This window comes from Niveibacterium umoris (genome assembly GCF_014197015.1).
In the GTDB taxonomy this organism is placed as follows: domain Bacteria; phylum Pseudomonadota; class Gammaproteobacteria; order Burkholderiales; family Rhodocyclaceae; genus Niveibacterium; species Niveibacterium umoris.
Window position 1 is genome coordinate 2,377,610 of record NZ_JACIET010000001.1, and the last position, 18,552, is coordinate 2,396,161.

Sequence of the window (18,552 nt, forward strand, 5' to 3'; positions counted from 1 at the left end):
GACGCCCGAGCCATGCTGCCCCGCGCGCTCAGCCGGATACTCGCGTGCGCGCTGCTCGCACCGGCAGGCGCATCACTCGCTGCGATGCAACCGAAGGAGGTGAGCATCCCGGCAGGCGGCAATGCGCCGGCCCTGCGCGCCTTCCTGTTCGAGCCGACCGGCGCTGGCGCCCACCCGGCGGTGCTGATGCTGCACGGCTGCGGCGGCGCCTACGCACGGAATGGCGAGCTGAACGCTCGCCACCAGATGTGGGGCGAGGCGCTCGCCGCGCGAGGCTATGTCGCCCTGATGCTCGACAGCTTCAGTACCCGCGGACTGCGCGAAATCTGCACGCAGAAATTCGCCGAACGCAGCATCCACCAGGCAGACCGTGTGGACGATGCAGTCCGCGCGCTGCGCTGGCTGCACGCGCAGCCGGGCATTGGCGGGCACGATGTCGGGCTGATCGGCTGGTCCAACGGCGGCGGCACGGTGCTCGACACCATCACCGCACCGCTTCCGGGTGATACAGGCTTCACGGCAGCGGCCTCGTTCTATCCCGGATGCACGCCGCGCCTTGAACACGCCCACAGCTTCCATCCGACCGCACCGACGCTGCTGCTGATCGGCGAAGCCGATGACTGGACACCCGCCGCGCCTTGCGTGGAACTGGCGAGCCTTCTCAAAGCGCGGGGCGAGCCACTCGATCTCGTGACCTACCCGGACACCTTCCACGACTTCGACAACCCGGCGCTGAAGGCGCCGCATGTCCGCAGCGAAGTCCCCAACGGTGTTCATCCGGGCAAAGGCGTTACCGTGGCGCCCAATCCTGCCGCGCGAGAGGATGCGATGAAGCGCGTTTTCGACTTCTTCGCAATGCACCTGAAATGACCCGCATCCAGCAACCCACCGCCGTCACCATCACCCGTGCCGCAGCACTGCTGCGCGCGGGAGAACTCGTCGCACTGCCGACCGAGACGGTCTACGGCCTTGGCGCGGACGCCTCCAATCCCGACGCCGCGGCGCAGATCTTCGCCGCCAAGGGCCGCCCGGCGGACCATCCGCTGATCGTGCATCTGGCCGACGCGGCGTCACTGCCGGACTGGGCGCGCGACATTCCGAAAGAGGCCATCGCACTCACCCGCGCCTTCTGGCCCGGCCCGCTGACGCTGATCCTGAAAAAGGAAGTCGATGTGCCCGACGTGGTGACCGGCGGGCAGGACACCGTTGGCTTGCGCGTGCCGGACCACCCAGTTGCGCTCGCGCTGCTGCGCGCCTTCGGCGGCGGCATTGCCGCCCCCTCGGCAAACCGTTTCGGCCGCATCAGCCCCACCACTGCACAGCACGTCGATGATGAACTTGGCGAACGGGTGGCGATGATCCTCGACGGCGGCGCCTGCGATGTCGGCATCGAATCGACGATTCTCGATCTCTCGCGTCTCGACGAAGCGGGCGCCGTGATCCTGCGCCCCGGCACCATCGGCCCCGATGCGATCGCCGCGGTGATCGGCCGTCGCCCGACCATGCGCGCACCGGCCATGCCACATGCAGGGGATGCGCCACGCGTGTCCGGTTCGCTCGCCGCACACTATGCGCCGCGCACGCCGCTCTCGCTGGTTGCCGCGGAAGCGCTGGAAGCGGCGCTTGCCGCCACCGGCCCCGACACCGCCGTGATCGCCCGTCGCCAAGCAAGCACAACGCCTCACCGCTCCTGGATCGAGGCCCCGGAAAACGCCGCCGGCTACGCCCACGACCTGTATGCCAACCTGCGTGCGCTAGACGCCATCGGCGCCACGCAAATCCTCGTCGAAGCCCCACCTGCACAAGCCGGCTGGGAAGCCGTCATCGACCGCCTCGGTCGCGCCGCTGTCGGCTCCGGCGAAGACGACGAGACCTGAATCGCCGCGTGCCCGCAAGTACAGGTGCGCGGCACGCAGCCGACCGCCTACAATGCGGGACTTTCCATACTCCGCCGCATGGCCTGATGACCTGGGCCAGGCCATGATCGATGTGTGATGTTTCTGCGAACACGAACCACCCCGCCACCCTGGGCGACGGCGCCGCTCATCTGACACTTGAGCCGCAGCAATCAAGCGGCGTTTCTCGCCGCGGGGCCTGAGCGATGCGCATCCTGGTGCACTCCCATGTGGGTGAAGCCGCGCTCGCCAACAGTCTGGGCAAACCGGAATACAGCTACTTCTTCGTCTTGAAGCGCTTCCTGCCGGTGCTCGAAAGCCTCGGCGAAGTGGTGCGCATCGACGACCCGGAACGCGAAGTCGACGCACACTATCGTGCCGCGCGTGCGCAAGGCGAAGCGTGCATATTCCTGTCCTTCTCGCCGCCGAACAAGGCGCCAACCGGGTTGTCGTGCCCCACCCTGACGATATTCGCCTGGGAGTTCGACACGCTGCCCAACGAGGCGTGGGACGGCAACCCGAAAGAAGACTGGCGCACGGTGCTGCGTGACCACCGCCGCGCCATCGTGTTGTCGACCCAGACTCGTGACGTCGTGCGCCGCGAACTGGGCGACGATTTCGCGGTAGCGGCCATTCCTGTCCCGGTCTTCAACCGCTTCGAACGCGCGCCGCGGGGCGTGCCCGAAGGCGAGCGCACGCTGCGCATCCGCGGTCGGATCATCGATAGTCGCGACTACGAGATCACGCCCGAACACTTTGCCAGCCGCGCGCCGATGGAACGCTTCTGCACCGAAGCGTGGTCCGGCGAACGGATCGAGTTGCACTTCGCGCGCGGCCAGGACGCATGTGGCTTCCTCGGTGGCTTCTATGCGCCCGAGCCATGGGGCACCTGGTCACGCATCGCCGCGCCATGGATCATGCTGCCCTTTGCGCTGGAAGGCATCGTTCGCTTTTCGATCTGCGCCGGAGGGTATGGCTACAACGCAAACCGGAAGATCGGGCTGCATATCGGCAACCAGACACACGAACTCACCTTGGGCACCGATTTCACGCCGGTCGCCTTCGATTTCTTCCTCGATGCTCGTACGAACCTGATCCGTTTCAGTGATCTCGACACCCGATCGATCCCGGGTGCCGCGGATCCGCGCACCATGGGTCTGGGCCTGCGCTGGATCGGACTGGAGCGTCTGGATGGCCGCAACGATGCGCCGCCCAGCGGGCCGCCAACACTCGATACCACGCTCAACGGCGTGGTCTACACCTCGGTGTTGAATCCGGCTGACGGTCGCAAGAACTGGGGCGACATCGTCAAAGCCTTCTGCCTGGCGTTCCGCGAAGAACCGGACGCAACGCTGGTGCTGAAGATGACACATCACAGCATCGCGGCGTTCCTCGGACGCCTGCAGGATCTGCTGCACCGGGTGGGCCCTACGAAATGCCGCGTGCTCGCCTTGCACGGCTACCTCGACGACGCAGAGCTTGGGCAGTTGATGGATGCCACCACCTACTACGTGAATGCCTCGCACGGCGAGGGCCTGTGCATGCCGCTGATGGAATTCATGAGCGCAGGCGTGCCAGCCGTGGCGCCCTGCAATACCGCGATGGCCGACTACGTCACGCCGGCATCCACCTTCATCGTTCGATCCTCGCTCGAGCCAACGGTGTGGCCACACGATCCGCGCGATCTGTTCCGGACCTGTTACTACCGGATCGACCAAGAATCGCTGACGAATGCTTTTCTGGAAAGTTTCAAGGTCGCCCGCTCGCAACCACAGCGCTACCGTGCGATGAGCCAAGCCGCCTGCGACGCACAGCGCCGCTTCAGCGCAGACGAAGTGGTCCGCCAGGCGCTGCACACCTTCCTGCAAAGGGAGTGCGGTGAATGAGCGCCAGCAAGCTGGTATTCCTGGTACACGCACCACAGCGCGGCGCCACCATCGAAAACGAAATGGGGCGCGCCGACTACAGCTACTACTTCGTGATGCGGCATTTCGTTCCGCTGCTGGAGCGACTCGGACAGGTCGAGCAGATTGACGACCCGGCTACCCAGGCGGACCCGCGCCATGACCAGATCACGGCAAACGGGGGGCAGGCCGTTTTACTGCTGTTCATGCCGCCCCATCGCGTACCAACAGGTATCCGCTGCCCGACGCTGCCGGTTTTCGCCTGGGAGTACAGCACGATACCGAACGAATCGTGGGGGGCGGATCCGCGCCAGAACTGGGCGGAGGTGTTGCGCTCGCTGCGCGGCTCGATCACGCATTCGCAGTTTGCGCTGGCGGCCGTACGCGCAGCGTTGGGTCAGGAGCACGCGTCCTGCTCGCTGCCCGCACCGGTGTGGGATGCGTTTCTTGGGCGCGGAGCCCCCGGTTCGTTGCCGCGGCTCGACGAGTGGTATCTGGACGTGGACGGCGTGGTGCTTGATTCCCGGTCGCTGGCACTGGAGCGACAGGGCGACGCAGCGTCACCGTCTTTCACGAAGTCCCCCTGCCGTGTGAGCCTGAGCGGCGTCGTTTACACCTCGGTGTTCAATCCGAACGACCAGCGAAAGAACTGGCACGACCTGCTGACCGCGTTTGTGTGGGCGTTCCGCGACGAACCGCAGGCCACGCTCTTGCTGAAGCTGGTGCACCACGATGCGGCCTTCGCCTGCGGGATGGTGCTTCATGAAATGCGCAAGCTCGCCCCCTACCAATGCCGGGTTGTCGCGCTCCACGGTTTTCTGGATGACGGCAACTATGCCCGGATGGTCCGTGGCACCCATTTCGTCGTCAACAGTTCGCGGGGCGAAGGGCAATGCCTGCCGCTGATGGAGTTCATGTCAGCCGGCAAGCCGGCCGTCGCGCCCGCCCACACTGCAATGACGGAGTACGTGAGCCCAAGAAACAGCTTCGTCGTGCGTGCAACGCCGGAGTGGTCGCATTGGCCGCACGATCCGCGCATGGTCATGCGCTGTCATCGCTACCGGATTGATTGGGAATCGCTGCGTGACGCCTACCTGGCTAGCTGGCATCTCGCCCAGCAACAGCCTAGGCACTATGCCGCGATGTCAAGGAACGCGAGCAAGGCACTCGCACGCTATTGCGCCAGCGAGGTCGTGGTCGCCAACCTGCACGACTACCTGCGCGGCATCGGTTTTGCCCCCGCCGCGCTGCCGGTAGTCACCCGCATTCGCCACCGGATCGCTCGCATGCGCAACCTTGCAATGCGCGCCCTGCGCGGCCTGCGTTCCACATGAAGGCGCGCATCGACGACATCGAGGTCCTGCGTGGTATCGCGATCCTCTGCGTGCTGGTGCAACACATCCCGGATATTTTCCCGTGGTCCGTTTCCCCCTCTGACCCGCCGCGCCTGGGTTGGTGGGTCGGCGTCGACATCTTCTTTGCGGTGTCGGGCTACGTCATCGCTCGCCAGCTCTTGCCCGCACTGGCCGCTGCCGCAAACCCTGAGGCGCGCTGGTCGGTCATCCGCGCATTCTGGATCCGCCGCGCCTGGCGACTGCTCCCGGCAGCGTGGCTGTGGCTTGCGCTGATCCTCATGGCGGTCTGCCTTTTCAATGAAAGCGGCGTGTTCGGCGACTTGCAGACCAACCTGGAAGCCACTGCCGCCGGGGTGTTCCAGTATGCGAATGTGCGCCTCGACCGCGTTTTCGGCGTCAAGCCCTATGGCGTCAGCTTTCCCTACTGGAGCCTGTCGCTCGAAGAACAGTTCTACCTCGTTCTTCCCTTGCTGGTTCTGCTATGCGGGCGGCGCCTGCTGTGGTTGCTTCTGCTGATCGTGCTGGTGCGATTCGCCATTGGCAACCTTGGCTCAGCGTTCCGTGTCGAGGGGCTGGCGCTGGGCGTGCTGGTCGCGATCGCGCAGCAGCACAATCGCCTGGCGGTTCCTGACTGGTTCGGGCGCTTGCCGCCATGGGTCAGGCTGGCGCTCATCCCGGCAGTCCTGTGGCCGATGCTGCTTCTCGGGAAAGTCACAGGCAGCAGCCCGCCACCCACCCAAGGCATCATTGCGTTGTTCGCCACCGCGCTGCTGGTGATCGCGGCCCAGGATCGAGGCCTTTTGCGCTTGCCTCGCCCATTGCACGGCGTCGTCCTGTGGTTCGGCAGCCGTTCTTATTCGCTCTACCTCGCGCAGATCCCGATCTTCTGGGCGACGCGCGAGTTGTGGTTCCGCGCCGGGGTAACGTCACCCGGCAACGGCGACGCGCTGCGCTTTGGCATGACCGCATGCGTCTTGCTGATCGTGGCCGTGGAACTGAGCTGGCGCTTTGTCGAACAGCCGCTGCGGCGTTACGGCGCGGCGCTGGCCAGTCGGCACCTCGCTCCCTTCAAGGCCTGAGGCGGCACGGTGGCACGACTCAACGCGGACATCGAACGGCTGCGGGGCATTTCGATCCTGTTGGTCTTCGCGCAGCACCTGCCGCACCACCTCTTTGCCTGGAAGCCCTCTGCGCTGACGGTTGGCGGCTACGGGTTCTGGGTCGGCGTCGACATCTTCTTCGCCATTTCAGGCTTTGTCATCGCGCGCAGTCTGCTCCCGGATCTGGCGGGGTTCAAAGACCGGGCAAACCTTACCCGCACGCTGCTGGCGTTCTGGCTGCGCCGGGCGTGGCGCTTATGGCCCGCTGCCTGGCTATGGCTGCTTTTGCCATTGGCTGCTGCCGCGCTGTACAACCGCAGCGGCGTCTTCGGCAGCGTGACGGCCAATCTGAAAGCCACTGCCGCCGGCGTTCTGCAGATCGCCAATTTCCGCCTGGCCGACACTTTCTTGCGCAGCGAGTACGGCGTCACCGAGCACTACTGGAGCCTCTCACTGGAGGAGCAGTTCTACCTCGCGCTGCCGCTTGCGGCCTTGCTGTTTCGCAGCAAGCTCTGGCTCGCCCTTGCTGCGCTCTGCGCCGTCCGCGTCGCAGGTGGAGAATTGGCCTCGGTGTTCCGCATCGAAGGCATCGCGATCGGCGTACTCGTTGCCATCGCCATCGATCACCCCGTCGTTCGTCGCTTCAGGCTCAACGCACTTGGCCATCCCTGGCTGCGCTATCTGGTGCTCGGCTGCGTGCTCGGCGCGATGGTATTGCTTGGCGGCGTGGCAAGGCCGTATCTGGCGCAACCACAGCCCGTCATCACGCTGCTATGCGGGGCGCTCGTCTTCGTAGCCGCCTTCGACCAGAACTGCTGGCGCCTCCCGAACGTGGTCGATCGAATGACGCTGTGGGCGGGCAGTCGCTCCTACGCCCTCTATCTCGTCCATCTTCCGGTCTTCTACGCAGTACGCGAAACGCTGTTCCGGTTGGGCGTCAAACAGGATGCTTCGGCCCGCTACCTCCTCTCTGCGCTCGCCGCGGCAGCGACATGGTGCGCAGCAGAGGCAACCTGGCGATGGGTCGAACAGCCCGCACGCAGCCATGGCCGCCGCGTCGCGGCACGCATCGGGACAAAGCAGCGTAGGCCCGGGTAGCCCTGAGCAGTCAGTCCGAAGCGCGAATCCGCTCGATGTGCACTTCGGGCGCCAGCAACGCGACGCCAACGAAATCCGGATGCGCGCGATTCATCACATGAAACACCAGCGCGTGATCGCACCACTCGCAACTCTCGTCGAGATGTGAATCGCCGACAGTGAGCGCGGTGCTCAGCGAATAGCTGCCCTTTCCGAGGTTCATGTTCAAGCGGATCCTCACATCGAAGCGCTCGCCGGCATGCACGTCGGCAATGGCTTGCCCGAGGCGGAAGGTGTTGATGCCATACACCGCCTGACCAAGCCGGTCCTTGATCAGGAATCCCAGCACGAGTTGCTCGAAGTCGCGGCGGGCCTCCACCGAAATCAGCAGCTCGACAGGCGCCCCGGTTTCGACGCCCTCGGTGGGCCGGCCCTCAGCATCGAGCAAGCGGATATCGACGACCTCGGCATCGCCCGAACCAGACCGCGTACGGACATGACCACTCTCGAGCTTTTCCTGCTTGATCAGCGCGTGGTCGATATCGGTCAGCAGCGCATGGTAGAAATCCAGCACCTCTTGCGGCGTACCGAACAGGGCCTGACGCCCTGCGTGGAGTAGCAATGCACGGTCACAGATGGTCTGGATCGCATAGCGGTCGTGCGACACCACAAGGAGCGTTGTCCCCTGTTCGCGGAACTCCCGGATGCGCGAAAAGCTCTTGTGCTGGAAGTAGCTATCGCCCACCGAGAGCGCCTCATCGACGATCAGGATGTCGGGCCTTCGTGCAGTCGCTACGCTGAACGCCAGGCGCATCTGCATACCGCTGGAATAGATGCGAAAGGGCTGGTCGATGTAGTCGCCGATCTCTGCGAAGGCCTCGATCTGCGGCATCAGCGCGTTGATTTCGTCGACCGTAAGGCCCATCAACTGTCCGGCCATGACGACGTTCTGCCGACCGGTGAAATCGTTGTGGAAGCCCATGCCCAGTTCGAGCAAGGCAGCCACCCGCCCACCGACTTCGACGCCTCCCGCGGTGGCGTGAGTGAGACCGGATATCAGCTTCAGCAGCGTGCTCTTGCCGGCACCGTTGAGCCCGACGATGCCAAGCGATTCTCCCGCCTGGATCTCGAAGTTGATGTCCTGCAATACCCAGCGCAGATCGTGCAGCTTCCCGCTCGCTGGCAACACCCACTCAGCGAGACGACTCCAGCGGGTGCGGTATTGCTTGTAGGCCTTGCCGAGGCCGCGGACCCGAACGTGTCCCATCAGAGTTCATCCACCATTTCACCGACGCGCTTGCGAAAGATCATCAGCGCAATGCCGCACAACACGAGGGCTGCGATCAGCACCGGTGCAAGCCCAAGCCAGTCGGGCGAATCGCCGACCACCAGCACCCCTTGGCATGCGCCGATCAGCCAGGTCATCGGATTGAGCAGAACCCACTTGCGCGCCCAGTCCGGAAGGATCGCGAGCGGATAGACGATTGGCGTGAACCAGAACCAGAACTGAAGGAACACGCCGACAAACTGACCGACATCTCGAAAGAACACGTTTAGCACGCCGAACGTAACACCGAGGCCAGTGGCCAGCAGCACGATCGTCGCGAACACAGGGATCAGCGTGAAGAACACCCAGCCCGGGAAGTTTCCGGTCAGCAAGAGGAACGCGGTGAACAGCCCGAAAATGATGGCGAAGTTCAGGAGTGCGGTGCTCAGCACGATAGCGGGCAGACAGATGCGCGGGAAATTGAGTTTCTTGATCAGGTTTGCATGTTCAAGAAACACCGACGTGGCACGCGCAACAACTTCGGAAAACAGGCCCCAGGTCAGCACGCCAGCACACAGAAAGATGCTGTAGCCAAAACTGTTGGAGACGCCCGGCAGCCGCGACTGCATCACCTGCGAAAAGATCACCGTATAGACGATGATCATCGCGAGCGGGTTGAGCACCGCCCAGCCGGCGCCGAGCAGCGAGTTCAGATACTTCGCCTGGAACTCGCGTTTGACGCTGCCGAAGACGAAGCCACGATAGGCCCACAGGGTGCGCAGCAGGTTGCTCATGGTTTTCTCGCCACGATGAGTTGGCTCTTCGGCAACGCGTTGTCGAGTACAGCCTTGATCTGACCGCCCTGTTCGGTATCCAGCAACAAGCCCCAGGTGCGCGTCCAGCTTTCAAGCAGCGGATGCCAGGGTGGGGAAAGATCCTGCTTGCAGGTCCAGAAAAAGCACCACCACATCGTCCAGTAGAACCCGTACAGCTTGCGATGCTCGATGACCAAGCCGGCATCGACCACCAGTCGTTCGAAAGCCTCGCGCGAAAACACGCGGACATGGTTGGGCGGCTCGAAGTAGCTGGGCGCGGCGATCGTCTGCTGCAGCGCTTCGCTACTGGCATCCGGTACCGACAGCAGATACCGCGCGCCCGGCCGCCCGACCCGAACCAGCTCCGCCATGAACCGTGTCGGATCAGGGACATGCTCGAGCACTTCGGTTGCGACGACGCGCGTCACAGAGGCGGAATCCAGCGGCAACGGGTCGGTGTCAGTGACGATCGCCCGCACATTGCGCGCGCCCACCGCGCGCAGACGCGACTCGGCCTTCTCGACGTTCTCCGCCAGCAGATCCGCGACGATCATCGAGCCGGCACGATTCGCAAAGAACGATGACAGAGGCGTATCGCCGCACCCTACATCCAGCACGACATCGTCACCACTTGCATCATAGCCCGGCAGCAGTTCGCCGGTCTCATGGTTGAACCATCCGCTCAGCGCCCCATCGCGTGCAACGGTGCGTTCCGGCTCAAGCGGCCCTGTTGCCGTCGGCGGCTCTGCTGCGCCTTCCACGCTCGGCATTGGCGACTCGGATCGCGGGCTCAGGACTTGCAGCAGTTTGCGAAGCATCATTCCTCGGATCAGCGCACGGCGACGCCCCCAAACGGAGACGTACGGAAAAGCAGGGATTCTAATGTATCCTCCCGGCCAGCCCCCCGCGCTCGGCACTCACGCCGAGCAAGACGTCTTGTGACGTATCGCATTTACATCTGATCCGCATGAACCTGATCCGCCGCATCACGAATCGCGTGCTCCGTTCCGCCCGTTACCGCATCAAGCAGACGCCACGTCTGGAACGCCTCGCGCGCGCGATCCTGAACCGCGTCCGCGGTACGGTTGCGCCGGTGCGCGCGCCGGAGCCGACGCCTTGCATCGCCCCGCCGCCAGCCTCGCCGCTCGGGCCGGTTGCCGCTGGCGTGCTGGCCGATCTGGATGCCGCACGGAACGCGCACGCGAGGCCTGCGCCGTGAAGATCCTGCTCGATCTGCAAGGCTGCCAGTCAGCGAGCCGGATGCGCGGCATCGGGCGCTACTGCATGGCACTCGCTGAAGGCATCATCCGAAATGCCGGCCCCCATGAGGTATGGCTGCTGCTGGGCGACATGATCCCTGAGACGGTGATGCCGCTGCGCGCGCATTTCTCCGCGCTGCTTCCCGCCGATCGCATCGTCGTCTTTCCGGCCCCCACGCCGGTGGCCGAGGGCGACCCGGCCAATCACGCGCGTGCGCGTGCGGCGGAATTGATCCGCGAGTACGCGATCGCCGCGATCGCCCCAGACGTGGTGCATGTCGGGAGTCTCTTCGAGGGCTTCGGGGACGACGTCGTGAGTTCGATCGGCACCCTCGCCTGCACGGTGCCCACTGCAGTCACCCTCTACGATCTGATTCCGCTGCGAAATCCGGATGCTTACCTGAACGATCCGGTGTACCGGGCCCATTACCTTCGCAAGATCGAGTCGCTGAAGCGTGCCGACGCGCTGCTCGCGATTTCCGCGTCAGCCGCGGCCGAGACGATCGAATCGCTCGATCTGCCGGCCAGCAAGGTGACGAATATTTCTGCGGCAATCGATCCGCGCTTCCGTCGCGGCGAAACATTGCCACAAGCATTCGACGCGCTGCGCAGTCGCATCGGGCTGACTCGCCCATTCGTCATGCACATCGGCGTGATCGAGCCACGCAAGAACTTCGAAGGCCTGATCCGCGCCTGGGCGCAGCTTCCGAAAGCGCTGCGGCTGACCCACCAGTTGCTCTTGCTCGCGCAGGGGCCCGACAGTGAGCGGCTGCGCTTGCGCGAACTGGCCTCACGAGCAGGGCTGGCCACCGACGAACTGGTGCTGACCGGCCATGTCAACGACGACGACCTGCTGGCGCTCTACCGGAACTGCCGACTCCTCGCCTTCCCGTCGCTGCATGAGGGCTTCGGCCTGCCGGTGCTGGAGGCGATGGCGTGCGGGGCCGTGGTGGTGACCTCCAGCACCAGCAGCCTGCCCGAGGTCATCGACTTTGCCGATGCCTTGTTCGACCCCAAGAGCGATGCGGATATCGCACGCGCGCTCGAGCGGGGCCTCACCGACACAGATTTCCGCGAGGCGTTCTCGAAGCACGCATTGCAGCAGTGCGCACGCTTTTCGTGGGACGAGACGGCGCTTCGCGCCATTGCCGCTTTCGAGCGGATTGCTGCCCGCGCTTCGCACACAACGGCAAGCAGCGCATATCCGCAATTGATCGAAGCCCTCGCCGCACTGCCGCTGGCTGAGCGTCAATGGCCGACCATCGCCCAAGCCATTGCCGACAACCTTCCCCCGCCGCCCACCCGCCGTCTGCTGGTCGATATCTCAGAGCTCGCCGAGCGTGATGCCGGCACAGGCATCCAGCGCGTGGTACGGGCGGTACTCCTGCACCTGCTTGAAACGCCACCACCTGAGTACGACGTCGAGCCGGTGCGTTTTGACCGCAGCTGCGGCCGTTACCGACTGGCCCGACGCTATCTGGCGCGGCTGCGTCGCGTGCCCGGCGCATCGATCGTCGAAGACCCTCTGCTCGAAACATGGCGTGGGGACGTATTCCTTGGCCTCGACCTGATTGCCGACCGCCTGCCGCAAGCGATGCCATGGCTTGCCCGCCAGCGCAGACGCGGCATGCAGCTAGCCTTTGTCGCCTACGACACCTTGCCGCTGCGACATCCGGAGTGGTGGCCGCAGGGCACCGGCGCGATGTTCGAACGCTGGGCAGAATTGCTCGGGCGCGAGGCCGATGTCGTGCTTGGCATCTCTCGCGCGGTGCGGGACGACTTTGCCGCTTGGCTCGCAGAGCACGGCATCGATCGCACGCCCAGGCTGGGCTGGTTCCATCTTGGCGCCGACGTGCGCAGTTCGGCGCCCAGCGGCGGCATGCCAGACGATGCTGCGGCGACGCTCGCCGCGATCGCTCGCGCGCCGGCCTTCCTGATGGTCGGCACACTGGAGCCGCGCAAAGGACACCGTCAGGCGCTTGAAGCCTTTGAACAACTGTGGCGCGACGGCGTCTGCGCGAACCTGGTCATCGTCGGCAAGGCAGGGTGGATGGTCGATGACTTGATCGCACGCTTGCGCCAGCACCCCGACCGCGGCACGCGCTTGTTCTGGATGGAAGGCGCCAGCGACGAGTATCTCGAGGCCCTGTACCGGGCATCAACCGTGCTGCTCGCCCCGTCGGAAGGTGAAGGTTTCGGCCTGCCGCTGATCGAAGGTGCGCTGCACGGCTTGCCCATCATCGCCCGCGACCTGCCGGTCTTCCGGGAAATCGCCGGCGGACATGCCAGCTATTTCTCGGGCGACGACGCGCACTCGCTGGCCATGTCGATTCGCGACTGGCTGCAACAGGGCCCCGCAGCACCAAGGTCCCACGGTATCCAATGCCTGACCTGGGCGCAAAGCACCGCGCAACTTGTTGCGGCGCTGCTGCCGCCCGCCCCCAGTGCACACTCTCAAGGCCACACCATGCTCAAGCAGAACGGCGACAGTCCGGCGTCGGCAGCGCCGTCGGCACAATCACTCCCAGCAGGGACTGCCACCACTTCGCTCCCGGCGCAGGTCGACCCCCGCATGGTCGGGCTGGTCGATGCCGTACGGGCTGGCTGGTACCGGCAAGACACCCACGAATTGCTGGAGGGGTTCCCGATCTCCGCGGACGACACCGTGCTCGATGTCGGCTGTGGCGCGGGCATGGCGACGATCTTCGCTGCCCAGCGTGGCGCATCGGTGATCTTCGCCGACGTCGACCAGGCTGCCATCTCTGCGCTTGAAGCGCGGATGCCGGCGTCTGGCGCGCGTGCTTGGCGCGGCATCGCAACTGACTCGAATCCGCTACCGCTGGATGACGGCATCGCGACGCGCGTCATCGCCATGGAGATGCTGGAGCATGTGGCCGACCCGAAGATCGTGATGCGCGAATTCGCGCGGGTGGCGGCGCCGGGCGCGCTGCTGCTGTTCGCGGTACCGGACGCAGCGAGCGAAGCCCTGCAGCGCACGGTCGCGCCTGACGCCTACTTCCGGTTTCCCAACCACATCCGCGTGCTTTCCGAGGGCGACTTCGAAAGCCTGGTAACCGAAGCCGGGCTCATCATCGAACGGCGCCACAGCTACAGCTTCTACTGGAACATGGCGATGGCGCTGTTCTGGCTGTCAGGCAAGGGTTCGTCGTTCCCGGATGGCGCACCGTCGATGGGTTTTCTGGAACCGCCCTTCCCGCCCATCGTCGAAACGTGGGCACGCTTATGGGAAATGGTGCTTGCTCACCCGGAAGGCGAAGCGCTTCGCGCACGGCTTGATCAGGTCATGCCGAAAACCCGGATCCTGATTGCACGCAAACCCCGGCAATAGGGGGCGGGGTGGAAGGCCGGCGAAGAGTGCCTCAGCGCACTGAAACCGGCACGCCCGCCTTTGCGGCCTGATGCACGACTTGCCTGTAGATCTGCATGTATCGGCTGGTCATGTTCTCCGAAGTAAATAGGCGCTCGAACCGCGCCGCGGCGCTCTGCCCCATGGTGCGCGCGCGCTCCGGCTTTTGCCACAGGTCCAGCATCGCAGCGCGGAAGGCGTCCGGGTCGCTTGGCGGCACGACATGCCCAGTCTCGCCGTTGATATTGATGTAGCTGGTTCCGGTCCCGATCTCGCTCGAAATGAGCGGCTTGCCATACATCGCGCCTTCAAGCAGCGAAATGCCGAAAGCCTCGGAACGCAAATGCGACGGGAAGACCATCGCATAACACAGGCGGATCAGCGCCACCTTGTCCACCTCGGAAACCGGCCCGAGAAAGTGAACGTTGCTCAACCCGAGTTGCGCTACCTGCGCGCGCAGTTCGGCCTCTACCGGGCCTGCACCGACGATCACCACCGGCAGATCCGTCCCCTTCGCGGCCTCGATCAGAATGTGCAGGCCCTTGTAGTAGCGCAACACCCCGACGAAAAGGAAGAAGCGCCGCCCAACGCGGGCCTCCCATTCGGCCATCTGTTCGGATGTCGGATCGGGATAGGCGGCACGGTCGAGGCCATAGGGCACGACGTCGATCTTGTCTTGCGGCAGGCGCGCGAGAACCTCGCTGGTTCGCAGGTAGTTCGGCGAAGCGACCACGATGCGGCTGACGCTGCCGAGGAATCGCCGCATGAGGGGGCTGTAGAGCTTGAGCCAGTGCTTCTGGCGAATGATGTCGGAGTGGTAGCTGACGACCGTCGGTTTATCCACGCGCGTGAGGAAATGCGCCAGGTCCATGAACGGCCACGGGAAGTGGTAATGGATGACGTCCGCGTGTCTTGCGAGCTCTGCGAGGCGTCGAAGCGCCGACGCGGAGAACCCTGTAGATGCGATTTCGAAATCCAGCCGTGCGCGATGCACGCGATGCCCGTCGTAGTCCACATCCTCGCCATGGCGACTGAGGGTCAGCACCTCGCTCTGTATGCCGTGACGTTTGCTCGACGTGCACAACTGCCACATCACCTGCTCGATGCCGCCCCAGGATTCACTGCGATAGGTCTTGTAGAAATGCAGCACCTTCATGCCCGCGCCCCCCGGCTTGTGGCGACATGCTGCAAGCATGCCAGTGTCTGGTCCACGGTTCGATCCCAGGTAAACCCGGTTGCCTGCCGCAATCCTGCCTCCCGCATCTGCATGCGTTGGTGCGCATTCTCAAGCAGTTCGGCAATCGCGCCCCGCCAGCCCGCAACATCGTCCGGATCGAGCAGTCGTGCGGCACCTTGCGTCACCTCAGGCAGCGAAGACGTGTTGGCGGCAATCACAGGAACACCACTCGCCATGGCTTCAATCACCGGCAAACCGAATCCTTCATAGCGCGAGGGGTAAACGAAGAGACGGGCTGCAGCAGTGAGGGCCGGCATCATGGCTTCATCCACATAGCCCAGGTAACGCGCCCATCCTTCGCTCGCCGCACGTGCGATGCGGGCATGGACCGCTTCGCTGTGCCAACCCTCATAGCCGGCAAAGACAAGTGGAAAACGTCGGCGCAGCGTCGGAGCGAGTCCATCATAGGCGTCGAGCAACACCTCAAGGTTCTTCCGTGGTTCGATCGTCCCGATGTACAGCACGAAGGCATCGACCTCCAGATTCAGCGATGCGAGATAGGCGTGCGCCTGCCGACGCTGCCCAGGTCGGTAATGACCACTCGCACCGAGCGGAATCGTCGCTACCTGCGTGGGCGACCAGGCGAATCGGTCGATCAGATCGCGCCGCACGTGCTCCGAATCGGTAATCAGGAACTGCGCATGGCGCAGCGCATTCTCGATCCCCCGATTCACATGGCGCACGCGCTCTGGCGGGTGATATTCGGGATACAGGTAGGTCGACAGATCGTGGATCGTCGCAACCGAAACACCGGCGAACGGCGGCACGACATAGGCGGGTCCATGGAAAACATGGTCCTCGAATCCCCGCAGGCGCATTCGCGCCACCAGAGGTAGCGCGCGTCGGTAGGCGCTACCTGCGAGCCGCAAGGCCGCGACGCGCCGACGCAACGCCGGGCCCGCCATCGACCCTTGAAGCCGGCGCTCGAGATCGCGCACCCAGCGCCCGGCTGCGTAGAGCTTCAAGCGATTGGACGGAAGCCGGGCCGCATAGCCTTGTGCAAGCTCCCACGCATAGCGTCCAACCCCGGTAAGCGGCGGTCGCACCGCGTCGACATCGAATATCAGCTTCAAAGGCGTCACCCGCCGGATAGCCCCGGCCCCGGCGCGCTGCAAGTCGGAACGCCGGGGCGCTCCGCACCTGCCTGCGCGGAATTTCATCGAGCCGCCGGGGGGAGCGGCACTGCTGGTATTGAGATCCGGCTTACTGTTCGCGGCCGACACGTCGCAGATCGGCCTCGACCATCATGCCGATCAACTCGACGAGGCTAGTCCTGGGTTTCCAGCCTAGCACGCGCTCGGCCTTTGCAGGATTGCCAAGCAGGATATCAACCTCGGCAGGGCGGAAGAATGCGGGATCGACAACGACGTGATCCTGGTAATTGAGACCCACCGCTTCGAACGCGATCTTGCACATGTCGCGCACTGTTGTCGTGACGCCGGTCGCGACGACATAGTCAGCCGGTTTCGCCTGCTGCAGCATCAGCCACATCGCTTCGACGTAGTCGCCGGCAAAGCCCCAGTCACGCTTGGCGTCGATGTTCCCGAGGCGCAGTTCGCGTTGCTTGCCGAGCTTGATGCGGGCCACGGCGTCGGTCACCTTGCGGGTGACGAATTCGATCCCACGCAGCGGCGACTCGTGGTTGAAAAGAATGCCGCTGGACGCGTGCAGGCCGAAACTTTCGCGGTAGTTCACCGTGATCCAGTGTCCGTAGAGCTTGGCGACACCGTAGGGGCTGCGCGGATAGAACGGGGTGTTTTCATCCTGGCGCTCGGCCTGGATCAAACCGAACATCTCGCTGGTGGAGGCCTGGTAGAAACGCGCATCGGGTTTGAATTGGCGAATCGCTTCCAGGAGCCCGGTGACGCCCAGCGCATCGACCGTACCAGTCAGAAGCGGCTGATCCCAGGAACTGGCGACAAAGCTCTGCGCCCCCAGGTTGTAGACCTCGTCGGCCTGCGACTTGACCAGCGCTCGCTGCAGCGAAGCCGCATCGGCGAGATCTCCTTCGATGAAGCGGATGTCCCCGTCGATGCCCAGCTCGCGCAGCCGCCACTTCGTGTCGGTACTGCGGCGTGCAAGCAATCCGTGGACTTCGTAGCCCTTGCCAAGCAGCAGCTGCGCAAGGTAGGCGCCATCCTGCCCGGTCACTCCGGTGACCAAAGCCCGTTTCGTCATTTCAGCTGGCTCTCCCAATAATCGAGGATGTCCTCAAGGGTGCGGTCGAACTCGATCGCTGCCCGCCATCCCGTGTCGTTCTGCAGCCGGCTGCAATCAGCCTGCACCCGACGTTGTTCTGCCCGCCGCAGGCGGGCGCTCTCCTGGACGATGTCGGCGCGCACGCCGGCGAGCGACAGCAGCCGCTCGATCACGCTGCGAACTGTGCGCTCGACCCCCGAACATACGTTGTAGATTTCGCCGCGCCGCCCCTTTTCGAGCAAGGCGAAATAGGCCGACACGATGTCGCGCACATCACAGAAATCACGCGTCACGTCGATGTCGCCGACGTGCAGCACCGGCTCGCGCTTGCCTTGCCTGATTTCGATGATCTGGCGGGCGAAGTCGGCGACCACGAAACGCTCGCTCTGGCCTGGCCCGATGTGGTTGAAGGGGCGCGCGATGACGACATCGAGCCCCTCGGTGATGTTCCACTGCCAGCAAAGCAGCTCTGCCGCGACCTTGCTCACCGCATAGGGGTTACGGGGGCGTGCCGGGCGGGATTCGCGCACCGGAAGCTCGGTCGGATCCAGCAGACCATAGACATCGCCGCTGCTGACGAAGAGCAGACGCCCCTCAAAGCCGGCGTCGCGACATGCCTGCAGCACCGACAGCGTGCCCATCAGATTGGTATCGAGGGTGTCGCGCGGGTCGGCAAACGAGGCCGGCACGTGACTCTGAGCCGCCAGATGAACAATGGCGTCTGGCCGCGCCGCCTGCAGGAACGTCGCCACCGCATCGCGATCCCGCACGTCCAGATCGCTGGACAGCACCTTGATGCCGCCGCGCGCCTGTGCGTGCGCAGCAATGTGCGGCGCAACAAAGCCCCCTCGCCCGGTCACCCAAACGCCTTGCATCCAGCATATCCCTTCGGCTCGAAACGCCGCGATGCTAACACCAAACGGGGGGGGTGCCGGCATACGGATACGTATGGAAAAAACCACCGGAATCGTATCTGCCTCGGCAGTTTTCTTGCCCGCACCTGCGCACCGCGCGCGTCACGGCATGTCGGCGACCAGGCCGTTTGCGCTCTGCGGCAAGGCAGGCGCCGCGCAAATC

The 18,552-nt window shown here is 64.5% G+C and carries 15 protein-coding genes; 8 read left to right on the forward strand and 7 right to left on the reverse strand.

Annotated elements, in window-relative coordinates; all coding sequences use genetic code 11:
• Window positions 1-12 precede the first annotated feature (12 nt).
• From GGR36_RS10745 to GGR36_RS10770, 6 genes are all read left to right on the forward strand, one after another.
• Window positions 13-870: a dienelactone hydrolase family protein gene (locus GGR36_RS10745; RefSeq protein ID WP_183634589.1), complete on the forward strand. Its 858-nt coding sequence runs from the start codon at window positions 13-15 to the stop codon at window positions 868-870.
• Window positions 867-1,877 (forward strand): L-threonylcarbamoyladenylate synthase, encoded by a 1,011-nt coding sequence (locus GGR36_RS10750; RefSeq protein ID WP_183634590.1) that lies wholly within the window; start codon window positions 867-869, stop codon window positions 1,875-1,877. The genes GGR36_RS10745 and GGR36_RS10750 overlap by 4 nt, the downstream gene beginning before the upstream one ends.
• 224 nt (window positions 1,878-2,101) lie before the next feature.
• The gene (locus tag GGR36_RS10755) at window positions 2,102-3,781 is read left to right on the forward strand and encodes a DUF7024 domain-containing protein (protein ID WP_183634591.1); all 1,680 of its coding nucleotides are present in this window, start codon (window positions 2,102-2,104) and stop codon (window positions 3,779-3,781) included.
• On the forward strand, window positions 3,778-5,133 hold the full coding sequence (locus GGR36_RS10760) for a glycosyltransferase (RefSeq protein ID WP_183634592.1): 1,356 nt from the start codon (window positions 3,778-3,780) through the stop codon (window positions 5,131-5,133). The genes GGR36_RS10755 and GGR36_RS10760 overlap by 4 nt, the downstream gene beginning before the upstream one ends.
• Window positions 5,130-6,233 carry an acyltransferase family protein gene (locus GGR36_RS10765; RefSeq protein ID WP_183634593.1) on the forward strand — a complete coding sequence of 368 codons (1,104 nt, stop codon included), beginning with the start codon at window positions 5,130-5,132 and terminating at the stop codon, window positions 6,231-6,233. Before GGR36_RS10760 ends, GGR36_RS10765 begins: the two co-directional genes overlap by 4 nt.
• 9 nt (window positions 6,234-6,242) lie before the next feature.
• Window positions 6,243-7,352 carry an acyltransferase family protein gene (locus GGR36_RS10770; protein ID WP_183634594.1) on the forward strand — a complete coding sequence of 370 codons (1,110 nt, stop codon included), beginning with the start codon at window positions 6,243-6,245 and terminating at the stop codon, window positions 7,350-7,352.
• 10 nt (window positions 7,353-7,362) lie between these two features.
• Here the strand turns inward: GGR36_RS10770 and GGR36_RS10775 are convergent, their stop codons facing one another.
• From GGR36_RS10775 to GGR36_RS10785, 3 genes are read right to left on the reverse strand one after another with little or no spacing between them, the layout of a single operon-like run.
• Window positions 7,363-8,598, reverse strand: a complete 1,236-nt coding sequence (locus GGR36_RS10775) for an ABC transporter ATP-binding protein (protein ID WP_183634595.1) — start codon at window positions 8,596-8,598, stop codon at window positions 7,363-7,365.
• Window positions 8,598-9,392, reverse strand: a complete 795-nt coding sequence (locus GGR36_RS10780; protein WP_183634596.1) for an ABC transporter permease — start codon at window positions 9,390-9,392, stop codon at window positions 8,598-8,600. The genes GGR36_RS10775 and GGR36_RS10780 overlap by 1 nt, the downstream gene beginning before the upstream one ends.
• Window positions 9,389-10,234, reverse strand: coding sequence for a class I SAM-dependent methyltransferase (locus GGR36_RS10785; protein WP_221229522.1), 846 nt, complete (start codon window positions 10,232-10,234; stop codon window positions 9,389-9,391). Before GGR36_RS10785 ends, GGR36_RS10780 begins: the two co-directional genes overlap by 4 nt.
• A 146-nt stretch (window positions 10,235-10,380) precedes the next feature.
• Between GGR36_RS10785 and GGR36_RS10790 the strand changes: the two genes are divergently transcribed.
• Together GGR36_RS10790 and GGR36_RS10795 are read left to right on the forward strand one after the other, a co-directional pair.
• The gene (locus GGR36_RS10790) at window positions 10,381-10,632 is read left to right on the forward strand and encodes a hypothetical protein (RefSeq protein WP_183634597.1); all 252 of its coding nucleotides are present in this window, start codon (window positions 10,381-10,383) and stop codon (window positions 10,630-10,632) included.
• On the forward strand, window positions 10,629-14,021 hold the full coding sequence (locus GGR36_RS10795) for a glycosyltransferase (protein WP_183634598.1): 3,393 nt from the start codon (window positions 10,629-10,631) through the stop codon (window positions 14,019-14,021). The genes GGR36_RS10790 and GGR36_RS10795 overlap by 4 nt, the downstream gene beginning before the upstream one ends.
• 31 nt (window positions 14,022-14,052) lie before the next feature.
• On the opposite strand, the gene GGR36_RS10800 is transcribed toward GGR36_RS10795, so the two are convergent.
• The 4 genes from GGR36_RS10800 to GGR36_RS10815 all read right to left on the reverse strand — a co-directional run bounded on the left by GGR36_RS10800 (window position 14,053) and on the right by GGR36_RS10815 (window position 18,350).
• Window positions 14,053-15,195, reverse strand: a complete 1,143-nt coding sequence (locus tag GGR36_RS10800) for a glycosyltransferase family 4 protein (protein WP_183634599.1) — start codon at window positions 15,193-15,195, stop codon at window positions 14,053-14,055.
• Window positions 15,192-16,349: a glycosyltransferase family 4 protein gene (locus tag GGR36_RS10805; protein WP_183634600.1), complete on the reverse strand. Its 1,158-nt coding sequence runs from the start codon at window positions 16,347-16,349 to the stop codon at window positions 15,192-15,194. Before GGR36_RS10805 ends, GGR36_RS10800 begins: the two co-directional genes overlap by 4 nt.
• A gap of 130 nt (window positions 16,350-16,479) precedes the next feature.
• Entirely contained in the window at window positions 16,480-17,454 is a 975-nt protein-coding gene (locus GGR36_RS10810; RefSeq protein ID WP_183634601.1) for a GDP-mannose 4,6-dehydratase, read from the reverse strand.
• On the reverse strand, window positions 17,451-18,350 hold the full coding sequence (locus tag GGR36_RS10815; RefSeq protein WP_183634602.1) for a GDP-mannose 4,6-dehydratase: 900 nt from the start codon (window positions 18,348-18,350) through the stop codon (window positions 17,451-17,453). Before GGR36_RS10815 ends, GGR36_RS10810 begins: the two co-directional genes overlap by 4 nt.
• Between the last annotated feature and the right edge of the window lie 202 nt (window positions 18,351-18,552).